Origin of the sequence: Streptomyces sp. CC53 (assembly GCF_001865245.1) — a bacterium.
Classification (GTDB): domain Bacteria; phylum Actinomycetota; class Actinomycetes; order Streptomycetales; family Streptomycetaceae; genus Streptomyces.
Window position 1 is genome coordinate 199,797 of sequence record NZ_MKXB01000194.1, and the last position, 12,326, is coordinate 212,122.

The window sequence follows — 12,326 nt, forward strand, 5'->3', positions numbered from 1 at the left end:
GGACGCATGCCGACCGACACCGAGACACCCACCGGCGCGGCCACCCTGCCGGCCCGGGAGCACCTGCCCGCGAGCGTCGCCGACCGGCCCGTGCTGGACGTCGTGATCCCCGTCCACAACGAGGAGAGAGACCTGGGGCCGTGCGTGCGCAGGGTGCACGCGCACCTGGCCCGGACCTTCCCGTACGGCTTCAGGATCACCGTCGCCGACAACGCAAGCACCGACCGCACCCCGGACATCGCCGCAGAGCTCGCGCGGACCGTTCCCGGTGTGCGGTCCGTGCGGCTCGACCAGAAGGGCCGGGGGCGGGCGCTGCGCGCCGTCTGGTCCGCCTCCGACGCCCACGTCCTGGCGTACATGGACGTCGACCTGTCGACGGACCTCAACGCGCTCCTGCCGCTGGTCGCGCCGCTGATCTCCGGGCACTCCGACCTGGCCATAGGATCCCGGCTCGCGCCCAGCGCGCGGGTGGTGCGCGGGCCGAAGCGGGAGTTCGTCTCCCGGGCCTACAACCTGATCCTGCGGGGCTCGCTCGCGGCCGGCTTCAGTGACGCCCAGTGCGGGTTCAAGGCCGTGCGGCGGGAGGTGGCGCAGCGGCTGCTGCCACTCGTGGAGGACACCGGCTGGTTCTTCGACACCGAGATGCTCGTGCTGGCGGAGCGGGCCGGGCTGCGCATCCACGAGGTACCGGTCGACTGGGTCGACGACCCCGACTCGACGGTGGACATCGTCAGGACCGCGGCGGACGACCTGAAAGGCGTCTGGCGGGTCGGCCGGGCGCTCGCCAGGGGCGCACTGCCGCTGGACCGGCTGGCCCGGCCCTTCGGTGACGATCCCCGCGACGGGCTGATCGGCGGAGTCCCCGACGGACTGGCCCGCCAACTCGTCGGCTTCTGTGTCGTCGGAGCGTTCTCCACGCTCTTCTACCTGGCGCTGTACGCGCTGTTCCGGCTCGGCGCGGGGCCGCAGCTCGCCAACGCGGCCGCCCTGCTGGTGGCGGCGGTCGCCAACACCGCCGCCAACCGCCGGCTCACCTTCGGCGTGCGGGGGCGCGGCGGAGCCGTTCGCCACCAGGCCCAGGGGCTGGTGGTGTTCGGGATCGGTCTGGCGCTCACGAGCGGCTCCTTGGCGGCTCTTGAGACCGCGACCGGCAACCCCTCCCAGGCCACCGAGGTGGCCGTGCTGATCGCGGCCAACCTCGCCGCGACGTTGCTCCGGTTCCTGCTCCTGCGCGCCTGGGTGTTCCCGGACCGGCATGCCCCCTCCGGGCGCCCGTGGGCTTCCCCCGCGGCCCCATCCGGCCCGGTGACGGCTCCTGCCGGCCACGGGGCGGCCCCCGCGGGGTACACGCCGGAATCTTCGGGCGGCACCGCGGCTCGCTCCGGACGGGAGCCGGCTGCCCCCTGTGGCACTGCGACGCCCTCCGGGCGAGTAGCCGTTCCTTCCGACGGGGTTGCGGCTCGCTCCGGGCGGGAGGCCGATCCCTTCAACGGTGCTTCGGCTGCCCACGAGCGGGGGGTGGTTGCTTCATGGGCCCCTCCGCCTTCCTCTCCGCCGCCTCCCCTCCCTTCCTCGTCTGCTTCTCCACCCACCCGTCCGTTCGCGGCCGGTCCTCACCCCAACTCCACCGCACAGCCCTCCTCGACTGATCAGGAAGAAGTCCGATGACCCCCATCCCTTCGGCTGCGCCCGGGTCGACCGGTGGTGTTTCACGTGAAACACCCTCAGGTGACACCTCCGGACCGCGGACCGTTTCACGTGAAACACGGGCCGCGGACCCCCGGTGGGTGCGTCCCGCTCTCGCAGGGCTGCTGGTCGCCACCGGTCTGCTCTACCTCTGGAACCTCGACGCGTCCGGCTACGCCAACTCCTTCTACTCGGCTGCCGTGCAAGCAGGCAGCGAGAGCTGGAAGGCGTTTTTCTTCGGTTCCTCCGACGCAGGGAACTCCATCACGGTCGACAAACCTCCGGCAGCGCTGTGGCCGATGGCCCTGTCGGTCAGGCTCTTCGGGCTCGGGTCATGGCAGATCCTCGTGCCCGAGGTGCTGATGGGCGTCGCGACGGTGGCCGTCGTATACGCGGCGGTGCGCCGGCGCTTCACTCCGGCGGCCGGACTGATCGCAGGAGCAGTGCTGGCACTGACCCCGGTGGCGGCCCTGATGTTCCGCTTCAACAATCCTGACGCACTGCTCGCCCTGCTGACGTCGGTCGCCGTGTACTGCGTACTGCGCGCCCTGGAGAGCGCACGCACGGCCTGGCTGCTGTGGGCCGGGGTGGCGCTCGGGTTCGCGTTCCTGACGAAGACCCTCCAGGCGTTCCTGGTCCTCCCCGCCCTGGTGGCGGTGTATGCGGTGTGCGCACCGACCCGGCCGGTGCGGCGGTTCGGTCAACTGGCCCTCGCAGCACTGGCCCTGGTGGTGTCGGGAGGCTGGTGGGTCGCGGCGGTCGAGCTGTGGCCCGCCGCTTCGCGGCCGTACATCGGCGGCTCGCAGACGAACAGCTTCCTGGAGCTGACCTTCGGCTACAACGGGCTGGGCCGGATCAACGGCAACGAGGTCGGGAGCGTCGGCGGCGGTGGCGGGCCCGGCGGGGGACCGGGCGGGCGCTGGGGCGAGACCGGCATCAGCCGGATGTTCGGCGACGCGGTCGGCGGGCAGATCTCCTGGCTCCTTCCCGCGGCGCTCCTCCTGCTGGCCGCCGGACTCGCGGTGACCTGGCGTGCGCCGCGCACGGACACGGCCCGGGCCGCGTTCCTGGTGTGGGGAGGTTCCCTGCTGTCGACCCTGGCGGTCTTCAGCTTCATGGCGGGCATCTTCCACGAGTACTACACGGTGGCGTTGGCTCCCTGTCTCGCGGCGCTGGTCGGCATGGGCGTGACGGTGCTGTGGGAGGAGCGGGCGCGGTTCGTGGCAGCGGCGACGCTGGCGATGACATCGGCCGTCACGGCGGTGTGGGCGTTCGTCCTCCTGGGCCGGACACCCGACTACCTGCCGTGGCTGCGGTGGGCGGTGCTGCTGGGCGGTCTGGTGGCGGCGCTGGGACTGCTGATGGCGTGCCGTGGGGGACGCCGGCTGGCGTGGGGTGCGGCCGGGCTCGCCCTGGTGGCGGCCCTGGCGGCACCGGCCGCGTACACCGTGAGCACCCTGGCCGCGGGCCACACGGGCTCCCTCGTCCTCGCCGGCCCCGCGGCGGCGAGGAACGGCGGCCCGGGCGGTCCCGGCGGTATGCGGGGCCCGGGCGCCGGTGGTGAGGCACCGGGGAGGGGGCTGCCAGGAGGCGGCCTCCCGGGCGGGACGGCTCCCGACGGCGCCGGGCAGCAGCCGGTCCGGGGATCCGGTCCGGGGCGCGCATCCGGTCAGGCACAGGGGCCCGGCCAGGGGCAGGCGCCCGGTCCCCGGCCCGACGGTCAGCCCGGGCAGGGCCGGCAGGGCCGGGACGGTGCGTCTCGGCAGGGGCCGGAGGGCGCGGGCCAGGAACGGCGCGGCGGCACGGGCGGTCTGCTCGACGGCCCGGAGGTCAGCGCTGCCGTCGAGGCGCGGCTCACGGAGGACGCCGACTCCTTCACCTGGGTCGCGGCGGCCATCGGCTCTCAGAACGCGGCCGGATACCAGCTCGCCACCCAGGAGCCGGTGATGCCGATCGGCGGCTTCAACGGCAGCGACCCGTCGCCGACGCTGGAGCAGTTCCAGCAGTACGTGGCGGACGGGAAGATCCACTACTTCATCGCCGGCGGCGGCACGGGCGGCCGGGGCGGCGGTCCCGGTGGTGCGGTGAGCTCGGCGGTCGCGGAGTGGGTCCAGTCCACGTTCCAGCAGGTCACGGTCGACGGTGTGACGCTCTACGACCTGACACGGGAAGCCTGAGAGACGAGCGGCCGGAGCCGGCCGCACCACCCGGTCCCGGGCAGAGACGGCGAGGTCACTTCTCCGGCGGCCCCCGGGCAGGCAGCGGGTGGGCTGCCACCTGACACCCGCCACCCTCAGCCTGAAGCCCGACCCCGACACCCGGCAACTGACCGCCGGCTCCTGAGCCTGTGCCCGACGAGACGGCGAGACGTCGGGTCAGCGAGGCGACGGGGCAGCGGGACAGCGCGACGACAGGGCAGCGGGACAGCGGGAGATCGGGGCAGCGGGGCAGCGGGACGACAGGGCAGCGGCATGGCGGCGGGAGTGCCGCGGGCAGCCCGCCGGCCGGTGAAGGAGAGCGTCACCGGCGGCCGGGCAGACGGCGAAGGGGCCGGTCCGAGCGGACCGGCCCCTTCACCTGGTCTGCTGTCGTCAGCCCTTGACGGGGTCCAGGCAGAGCACGAACTTCTCCGACTTCCACTGCTGGGCGAGCGCCGACTCCCCGCTCTCGCCGCACCGCTCGACGTCGAAGGTGTCGTCGACGACCTTCACGACCTTGTACAGGTCGGGGCCGCCCTCGGAGCACTCCTTCTTCTCCACCTCGGGGCTGTCGTCGGGACCGGTCACCTGGACGCAGTCACCGGCCTCGGCGTGGGTGGGCCCGGTCAGCACGTACGGGATGCCCAGCTTCACGACGAGGGCGACCACGATGAGCGCCAGCACACCGAGGATCTTCTTGCCGATGCTCTTCTTCTTCGGCTGCTCGGGCGCGCCGAACTGCCCCTCCGGGAACGGCTGGCCGGGCACCGGCTGTCCGGGCTCGGCGGGCTGCCCGGGCTGACCGGGGACGTTCTGCGGCGGCGTCGTCATGGGGGCTTCCTTCAAGGCGTCAGTGCGATGATGCGACTTGACGCGAACGCTACATCCCCCGGATGGGGCAAACCGGACGTCGGGAGGCGGCTCCTCCATGCGTTGCGGAGTCGTGACTCTGTCGGACCGTCAGCACCGCGCATCCAGCACGGGACAAGCGGGGTACGGACCGCGGGAAGCGGCGCGCGCCATGACGCCGGGTGCGGTACCCCGTGCCGGGATACGGGGCCCCGGGGCGGCGCGCGGGCGTCCCCTGCCCTGCGCCCGCCACCGGGGCCCTGTGTGCCGGGCCGCTGCCCTCCGCTCTGGGGCGGCGGCCCGGGGTCCGGGGAGTGTGGACGGCCTTACTACGAGGCGCCCTTCAGGGGGGCCTCCTTGATGAACAGCGTCACCAGGAACGCCAGCAGGGCGAACGGCGCCGAGTAGAGGAAGATGTCCCCCACGCCGTGGCCGTAGGCGGCCTCCACGACCGTCCGCACGGGCGCCGGCAGGGCGTCCAGGTCGGGGATGCCGCCGCCCGCCGTACCGCCGTGGCCGAGCGACGCGGCCCGCGGGCCCAGCTCCGCGAGGCCGTCCTTGACGTAGCCCGTCACCTTCGAGCCCATCACCGCGCCCAACGCGGAGACGCCCACGGCTCCGCCGAGGGAGCGGAAGAACGTCACGACGGAGGAGGCCGCGCCCAGGTCCTGGGGCGGCACCTGGTTCTGGGTGCACAGCACCAGGTTCTGCATCATCATGCCGAGCCCCAGTCCCAGCAGTGCCATGTACACCGCCACGTGCCAGTAGGCCGTGTCGTACCGGACCGTGCCCAGCAGCCCGAGGCCCGCCGTCACCAGGGCGCCGCCCGCGACCAGCCACGCCTTCCAACGGCCCGTCGCGGTGATGATCCGGCCGGAGACGGTGGAGGACACGAACAGGCCGGCGATCATGGGGATGGTGAGGACACCCGACATCGTGGGCGACTCGTTCCGCGCCAGCTGGAAGTACTGGCTGAAGAAGACGGTCCCCGCGAACATCGCCACACCCACGAACAGCGACGCCAGCGACGCCAGCGCGATCGTGCGGTTGCGGAAGAGGCGCAGCGGGATGACGGGGTCGGCGGCCCGGGTCTCCACCCGCACGAACAACGCCGCCAGGGCCAGTGAGCCGCCCGTCATCACGTACGTCTGCCACGACAGCCACGCGTACTTGTCGCCGGCGAACGTCACCCAGACCAGCAGCAGCGACACTGCCGCGCTGACCAGGGCCGCGCCCGTCCAGTCGACCTTCACGTCCCGCCTGACGACCGGTAGGCGGAGCGTCCGCTGGAGCACGACCAGGGCCAGCAGGGCGAACGGGACGCCGACGTAGAAGCACCAGCGCCAGCCGAGCCAGTCCGTGTCCGTGATGACTCCGCCGAGCAGCGGGCCGCCGACCGTCGCCACGGCGAACGTGGCGCCGAGGTAGCCGCTGTAGCGGCCGCGTTCCCGCGGCGCGATCATCGCGGCCATGACGATCTGGGCCAGCGCCGACAGTCCGCCCACGCCGACGCCCTGCACCACGCGGCAGGCGATCAGCATGCCCGGGCTCTGCGCCAGGCCCGCGACGAGGGAGCCGGCCACGTAGATCACCAGCGCGAGCTGGACGAGGAGCTTCTTCGAGAAGAGGTCGGCCAGCTTGCCCCACAGGGGTGTCGTCGCCGTCATGGCGAGCAGGGACGCGGTCACCACCCACGTGTACGCGCTCTGGCCTCCCCCGAGGTCGGAGATGATCTGCGGCAGGGCGTTGGAGACGATCGTCGACGACAGGATGGCGACGAACATGCCGAGCAGCAGCCCGGAGAGCGCCTTCATGATCTGTCGGTGCGTCATGGGGCCGCCGTGGGAGGCGGTGTCCCCCGCGTCGCCTCGCCGCGCGGCGACGGGTGTGGTCGATGTCGGCATGGTTCCTCTGCGTCTCTGCGTCTCTAGGTGTCTGCGTCTTCGTGTCCGTGTCCGGCTGCGTTTGCGCGGCTTCGTCCGTGCCTGCGCATCCCCCGTGCCCGCGTCTGCGTGCCTGCACGTCGCCTGTTCCGGGCCTGCGGGGCGTGTGCGTCCGCCTGCGCCTGCCCCCTCCCCGGGTCAGGGCGCCCACTGCCGGGCCCCCCGTCCCGGGCCTGCGGCCCTGCCGTCCGGGGGAGGTGGCACCGCCCGCCGCCGGCTACGACAGGTGCGCCGTGGCCCGGCAGTCCCCGAAGTCCGCGCGCAGGCGGGAAAGCAGGGTGACCAGCGCGCCGAGGTCCTCGTCCGTCCAGTCCGCCAGGCGCTCCGCGAACAGGTCGGCGGCGCGTCTCCCCAGGCCCTCCAGCACGGCCCGACCGGCCGCCGTCAGCCGCAGGATGCGGGAACGGCGGTCGCCCGGGTCGGGGGAGCGCTCGATCCAGCCCCGCTCCACGACGTGGGCCACATGGCGGCTGGTCACCGACATGTCGATGCCGAGCAGCTCGGCAAGGCGGCTCATCCGCATCTCGCCGTAGCGGTCCAGCAGGGCGAGCACGGCCGCGGCGCCGCCGGGGCACTCGGCCGGCAGGACGCGGGTGAGGCCCCGTTTCACGGCGCCGACGGCGCTGAGCTGGCGGGCCAGTTCCTCGTACTGGCTTCGGGCTGCCACGCACCCTCCTATTGGTTGCTTAGGGCAACGATAGAAGAGGATGGTTGCTACAGGCAAGCGAAATGGTGCCGGGTGGGTCAAAGCCTTGGCAAAGCGTGTGGGAGGGCCGGGCCGCAGCGGCGCGGGCAGGCGGCCTCCCGGGGTGGGGGAGTGGCTTCCGATTCGCTAGGGTCCTGCTCCATGGCACACAACCCGCACGCTCCTCAGGGCCCCCAGGGCAACGGTTCGCACGACCCCGCGGGCTCCACCCAGATGTTCCGCGCCTTCGTGGACGAGGGCGCCCCGCAGCGCCGGCAGGAGACGACCGCGACGTACTCCTCCGGCCCCCGCGTAGGGGTCATCGTCGGCGTCGTCGTGGCCATCGCGGTCGTCGCCGCCGTGGCCTGGCTCGCCCTGGCCTGACCGGCGGCCCGGGCCCGCGCCCCGGGCGCTCCGGAGGGGCCTTCGGTGCCCCCGCCGGTCGTCTCCCGCCCGTCCCGTTGGTTCCCGGGCGGCGTGCTGGTGGTTCCCGCGCGTACGGCTCGTCCCCGCGCCCGCCGGTCGGCGCCCGCCGTGCTGTCGGCCGACGCGACCCGCGTCCGATGGGTGCTCGCGGTCGGCCCGGTGGAGGCGGCGCGGCTGCGCGTGCGGCGGACGCACCGGCGGTGCTGCGGGCGCACAGGCAGGGGAGCCGGTCCGTCGGGTGACGGACCGGCTGTGCTTCCGCTACGGGCTCCCGCGCGGGGCCTGCCGGGGGCGGGGGCCGGCGTGCGGCGGACCGACGAAGCGTCAGTCGGAGATGAGGCCCTCCCGCAGCTGCGCGAGCGTGCGCGTGAGCAGCCGCGACACGTGCATCTGCGAGATGCCCACCTCCTCGCCGATCTGCGACTGCGTCATGTTGGCGAAGAAGCGCAGCATGATGATCTGCCGCTCCCGGGCGGGCAGTTTGGCCAGCAGCGGCTTCAGCGACTCCCGGTACTCCACGCCTTCGAGCGCGGTGTCCTCGTATCCCAGCCGGTCGGCGAGGGAGCCTTCGCCACCGTCGTCCTCGGGGGACGGGGAGTCGAGCGACGACGCCGTGTAGGCGTTCCCGACGGCGAGTCCGTCGACCACGTCCTCCTCCGAGACCCCCAGCACGGTGGCCAGTTCGGGCACGGTCGGAGAACGGTCCAGCTTCTGCGCCAGCTCGTCGCTGGCCTTGGTGAGCGCCAGTCGCAGCTCCTGCAGGCGGCGCGGCACCCGCACGGACCACGAGGTGTCGCGGAAGAAGCGCTTGATCTCACCGACGACCGTCGGCATCGCGAACGTCGGGAACTCGACGCCCCGTTCGCAGTCGAAGCGGTCGATCGCCTTGATCAGGCCGATGGTGCCGACCTGGACGATGTCCTCCATCGGCTCGTTGCGGGAGCGGAAGCGGGCGGCCGCGTAGCGCACGAGGGGCAGGTTGAGCTCGATCAGCGTGTCGCGCACGTAGGTGCGTTCCGGGCTGTCCGTGCCGGCTCCGGCGGCGTCGAGGGCACGGAGGCGGAGGAAGAGGGAGCGGGACAGCGTGCGCGTGTCGATGGCCTCCGCAGGGGCGCTCACCCCCGCTGCGGGGGTCGGCGCCGCGGTGGTCTGCTCCGCTCGGTCGCCCGGCTCCGCCTGGGCGGGGATCGCCGGAGCGGGATCCGCCGGGGCGGTAAGCGTGGCTGCCGGTGCACCCTTGGTGAGCGTGAGCACCTTCGAGCTGCCCTGTTCTACGGACATGCCACCCCCTTGAGGTCGCGGACGGTCGCGGAGCCGCGACCATCGGAGGAACGCAGCCTCCACCTGAATACCGGAGCCGAGACTGCGGCAAACGCAGTTCCAGCAGAATGTCACATGTCGGCAACACGCTGTAGTGACTTGTCGACATGTGGAGGGGCGGTCTGCGCTGGAAACTGGGGGTGTGCGGCTTTTGGAACGGCTGATTGTGGACCAAACAGGTCTACCCGATCCAGCTATGCATCGATCCTGTTTGCGGATCTCAGTCGGGCGAAGCTCCGCGCCAGCAGCCTTGACACGTGCATCTGCGAGACCCCGAGTTCCTGGCTGATCTGGGACTGCGTCAGGTTGTTGTAGTAGCGGAGCATCAGGATCCGCTGCTCGCGCTCAGGGAGTTGGACCAGCAGGTGCCGGACGAGGTCGCGGTGCTCGACCCCGGCGAGCGCCGGGTCCTCGTAGCCGAGCCGGTCCAGCAGCCCCGGCATCCCGTCGCCCTCCTGCGCGGCCTCCAGGGAGGTGGCGTGGTACGAGCGGCCGGCTTCGATGCAGGACAGGACCTCCTCTTCGGAGATCCTCAGCCGTTCGGCGATCTCGGCGGTCGTCGGCGACCTGCCGTGCAGCGTCGTCAGGTCCTCTGTGGCGCCGTTGACCTGCACCCACCGTTCGTGGAGGCGGCGCGGCACGTGCACGGTGCGGACGTTGTCCCGGAAGTAGCGCTTGATCTCGCCCACGACGGTGGGCATCGCGAAGGTGGGGAACTGCACGCCGCGGTCGGGGTCGAAGCGGTCGATGGCGTTGATCAGGCCGATGGTGCCGACCTGGATGACGTCCTCCATCGGCTCGTTGCGGGAGCGGAAGCGGGCGGCTGCGTACCGTACGAGGGGCAGGTTCGCCTCGATCAGGGCGGCGCGGACCCGGCCGTGCTCCGGCGTTCCGCGCTCCAGTTTCTTCAGCTCTCCGAAGAGGATCTGGGTGAGGGCTCTGGTGTCCGCCGCCCGGCTCGGGCGGGGCCGGCCGGGGGGCCTGTTGTCGTCGGACTCGTTCTGGGGTGGTACCTGCTGAGGCGTGGTACTGGCCGGCACGTTCACGCCACCCCTTCACGGTCAGGCGGTCAGGTTCGGTCAACTCGTCCCTCAAAAGCGGTCATAGCATCACAAGACATGTCCACTGTGTGCAAGCACCCCATAGCCCCGTGTTGAGGTGCGGAGCGGACATGCCGGAGGGGCCCCGCACCCTGCGGTGCGGAGCCCCTCCGTGGTCGCCGTGCGGCGGCGCGGCCCGGTCCGCGGCGTGGTCTGCTGCCCCCTCGCGGCGCGGGCCCGCTCAGAACTCGTAGTCGGCGATCACCCACGTGGCGAACTCGCGCCACTGCGCGGCGGCCGCCTGGTGCGCCGGGTGCTCCACGTACCGTCGCAGGGCCTCCGGGTCCTCGACGGCCGAGTTGATGGCGAAGTCGTAGGCGATGGGGCGGTCCGAGATGTTCCACTCGCACTCCCAGACCTTCAGCTCCGGGATGACGCCGTCCAGTGCCCGGAAGGCCCGCACGCCCGCCTCGACGCGCGGCTCGTCGCGCTGTACACCCTCGTTGAGCTTGAACAGGACCAGGTGGCGGATCACGGCGTACTCCTAGAGGGATGTCCTGGACGACCGGGCGGCTCGGTCCTGCCCGCCCTAGTTGATGAGTGCGGTCATGAACTGACCGACGGCTTGAGCAGCACTCGAAATGCCCTCGAAGCCTATCTGCACCAGGTCGGCGGAGCGCTCGGGGGACGTGACGATCGTGTAGAGCACGAAGACCGTGAGGGCATACAGCGTGAACTTCTTCGCCTGTGCCATCGGCCTGTCTCCCCGTCCCTCACCTGTGCTTCCTCGGCGGTCGGGTGAGTCTAACCGAGCCCTTCCGGGACCAAGGCCCCGCTGGTTCGGGCCCTTTGCCGCCCCCTGGAGACGCCGGGAAGGCGCAGGATGGTTCCGGGCCCGGGACCTGGCAGGAATCCCGGGACCCGGGACCGGTCCCGACTGCGGGGCCTGCGCCGTCGGGCTCTCCCCCGATGAGCGGCGCGGGCACGAGGACCGGTTCTCACCGGGGGAGCGGCGTGTGTGCCCCCGTCTTCGCCGCTCCCCCGTCCGACACGGGAAGCCCCGGGCCCTCACCCCGGGGCTTCTGCCGTGCGAGGCGCCCCCCGCGGGGCGTACGCCGCAACGCGAAGGGCCCCGGCGCTTTCGCACCGGGGCCCTTCGTCGAGAGCGGTAGCGGAGGGATTTGAACCCTCGGTGACTTGCGCCACACTCGCTTTCGAGGCGAGCTCCTTCGGCCGCTCGGACACGCTACCGAGAGAGAGCTTAGCCCAAAGGGGGCCCGACGCTGAAATCCATGGGCCGCGTCGCGCCGAGGCCGCGTCAGGGGCGCACGGTGCTGGTCCTGCCCGGCGCCTGGCCCGCGGTCGTTGCACCCGTGCGTCCCGCCGGTCGACGACGGATGCGCGCGGCCACCGCCGCCGCCCGCGGCGGCCGCAGGGCGGGAGAGCGGCCGGTCAGCAGGGCGAGTCCGGAGGAGGACAGCCGTGTCGGAAGGAGGCGGCGGAGGACGGCCGGCCAACGGGCGGGGCCGCGGGGAGGGCGGAGTGCGCGGGGCGGGACGGGTGGTCGGCCCGGCCGCGAGCCCGGCGTACCTGGCGGAGGGAGCCCGTTCAAGGGGGAGGACCGGGCGGGCTCGCGGCGGTCCAGCGGACGGAGGAGGAGCGGTCGGCGTGTGGAGCGCGTACTGGAAGCGGCTCGTCAGTGGGCGCGGGGGAGGTGTGTGGAGCGCGTACCGGAAGCGGCCCGTCAGCGGACGCGGAAGAAGCGTGTCAGCAGCGCGGAGCACTCGTCCGCCAGGACGCCCTGCACCACCTCCGGCCGGTGGTTGAGCCGGCGGTCCCGTACGAGGTCCCACAGCGAGCCCACCGCGCCCGCCTTCTCGTCCATCGCTCCGAAGACGACGCGGTCCACGCGTGACTGGACGAGCGCGCCCGCGCACATCACGCACGGCTCCAGGGTCACCACCAGGGTGCAGCCGGTGAGCCGCCACGCGCCCAACCGCTCCGCCGCGCGGCGCAGGGCCAGCACCTCGGCGTGCGCCGTGGGGTCGCCGGCGGCCTCCCGCTCGTTGTGGCCGGTCGCGAGGATGTCGCCGTCCGGGCCGAGCACCACCGCCCCGACCGGCACATCATCGCTCTGCGCGGCCCGTTCCGCCTCCGCCAGGGCACGCCGCATGGGCCC

11 protein-coding genes and 1 tRNA gene are annotated in these 12,326 nt (G+C 72.6%); 3 read left to right on the forward strand and 9 right to left on the reverse strand.

The genetic code is table 11. The features are described 5' to 3' along the window. Positions 1-6: 6 nt before the first annotated feature. Positions 7-1,668, forward strand: a complete 1,662-nt coding sequence (locus BJP40_RS25805) for a bifunctional glycosyltransferase family 2/GtrA family protein (protein WP_079171465.1) — start codon at positions 7-9, stop codon at positions 1,666-1,668. Continuing rightward, the gene (locus BJP40_RS25810; protein ID WP_071282775.1) at positions 1,665-3,863 is read left to right on the forward strand and encodes a glycosyltransferase family 39 protein; all 2,199 of its coding nucleotides are present in this window, start codon (positions 1,665-1,667) and stop codon (positions 3,861-3,863) included. Before BJP40_RS25805 ends, BJP40_RS25810 begins: the two co-directional genes overlap by 4 nt. A gap of 414 nt (positions 3,864-4,277) precedes the next feature. On the opposite strand, the gene BJP40_RS25815 is transcribed toward BJP40_RS25810, so the two are convergent. The 3 genes from BJP40_RS25815 to BJP40_RS25825 form a co-directional block, all read right to left on the reverse strand. Beyond that, positions 4,278-4,715: a hypothetical protein gene (locus BJP40_RS25815; RefSeq protein WP_071282777.1), complete on the reverse strand. Its 438-nt coding sequence runs from the start codon at positions 4,713-4,715 to the stop codon at positions 4,278-4,280. 347 nt (positions 4,716-5,062) lie between these two features. Then, positions 5,063-6,637: an MDR family MFS transporter gene (locus BJP40_RS25820; protein WP_071282779.1), complete on the reverse strand. Its 1,575-nt coding sequence runs from the start codon at positions 6,635-6,637 to the stop codon at positions 5,063-5,065. A gap of 256 nt (positions 6,638-6,893) precedes the next feature. Next, complete coding sequence (locus tag BJP40_RS25825; RefSeq protein WP_071282781.1) at positions 6,894-7,343, reverse strand: MarR family winged helix-turn-helix transcriptional regulator; 450 nt, start codon at positions 7,341-7,343, stop codon at positions 6,894-6,896. Between the two features lie 180 nt (positions 7,344-7,523). Between BJP40_RS25825 and BJP40_RS25830 the strand changes: the two genes are divergently transcribed. Further along, entirely contained in the window at positions 7,524-7,745 is a 222-nt protein-coding gene (locus tag BJP40_RS25830) for a hypothetical protein (protein WP_071267320.1), read from the forward strand. A 366-nt stretch (positions 7,746-8,111) separates the two neighbouring features. Here BJP40_RS25830 and BJP40_RS25835 read toward each other — a convergent pair whose 3' ends face one another. The 6 genes from BJP40_RS25835 to tadA form a co-directional block, all read right to left on the reverse strand. Beyond that, on the reverse strand, positions 8,112-9,068 hold the full coding sequence (locus tag BJP40_RS25835; RefSeq protein WP_071282783.1) for an RNA polymerase sigma factor SigF: 957 nt from the start codon (positions 9,066-9,068) through the stop codon (positions 8,112-8,114). A 233-nt stretch (positions 9,069-9,301) separates the two neighbouring features. Then, positions 9,302-10,147: an RNA polymerase sigma factor SigF gene (locus tag BJP40_RS25840; protein WP_071282889.1), complete on the reverse strand. Its 846-nt coding sequence runs from the start codon at positions 10,145-10,147 to the stop codon at positions 9,302-9,304. Between the two features lie 241 nt (positions 10,148-10,388). Beyond that, complete coding sequence (locus BJP40_RS25845; protein WP_071267324.1) at positions 10,389-10,682, reverse strand: Dabb family protein; 294 nt, start codon at positions 10,680-10,682, stop codon at positions 10,389-10,391. A gap of 54 nt (positions 10,683-10,736) precedes the next feature. Further along, entirely contained in the window at positions 10,737-10,901 is a 165-nt protein-coding gene (locus tag BJP40_RS34630; RefSeq protein WP_175499873.1) for a hypothetical protein, read from the reverse strand. A gap of 412 nt (positions 10,902-11,313) precedes the next feature. After that, a tRNA-Ser gene (locus BJP40_RS25850) sits at positions 11,314-11,398 on the reverse strand. A 493-nt stretch (positions 11,399-11,891) separates the two neighbouring features. Continuing rightward, positions 11,892-12,320 carry a tRNA adenosine(34) deaminase TadA gene (gene tadA / locus BJP40_RS25855; RefSeq protein WP_107416866.1) on the reverse strand — a complete coding sequence of 143 codons (429 nt, stop codon included), beginning with the start codon at positions 12,318-12,320 and terminating at the stop codon, positions 11,892-11,894. Positions 12,321-12,326: the final 6 nt, after the last annotated feature.

Bases quoted from the DNA above. Each gene is read 5' to 3' on its own strand.
- BJP40_RS34630 (WP_175499873.1), bottom strand. From the start codon at position 10,901: ATGGCACAGGCGAAGAAGTTCACGCTGTATGCCCTCACGGTCTTCGTG.
- BJP40_RS25810 (WP_071282775.1), top strand. From the start codon at position 1,665: ATGACCCCCATCCCTTCGGCTGCGCCCGGGTCGACCGGTGGTGTTTCA.
- BJP40_RS25805 (WP_079171465.1), top strand. From the start codon at position 7: ATGCCGACCGACACCGAGACACCCACCGGCGCGGCCACCCTGCCGGCC.
- BJP40_RS25835 (WP_071282783.1), bottom strand. From the start codon at position 9,068: ATGTCCGTAGAACAGGGCAGCTCGAAGGTGCTCACGCTCACCAAGGGT.
- BJP40_RS25830 (WP_071267320.1), top strand. From the start codon at position 7,524: ATGGCACACAACCCGCACGCTCCTCAGGGCCCCCAGGGCAACGGTTCG.
- BJP40_RS25815 (WP_071282777.1), bottom strand. From the start codon at position 4,715: ATGACGACGCCGCCGCAGAACGTCCCCGGTCAGCCCGGGCAGCCCGCC.
- tadA (WP_107416866.1), bottom strand. From the start codon at position 12,320: ATGCGGCGTGCCCTGGCGGAGGCGGAACGGGCCGCGCAGAGCGATGAT.
- BJP40_RS25820 (WP_071282779.1), bottom strand. From the start codon at position 6,637: ATGCCGACATCGACCACACCCGTCGCCGCGCGGCGAGGCGACGCGGGG.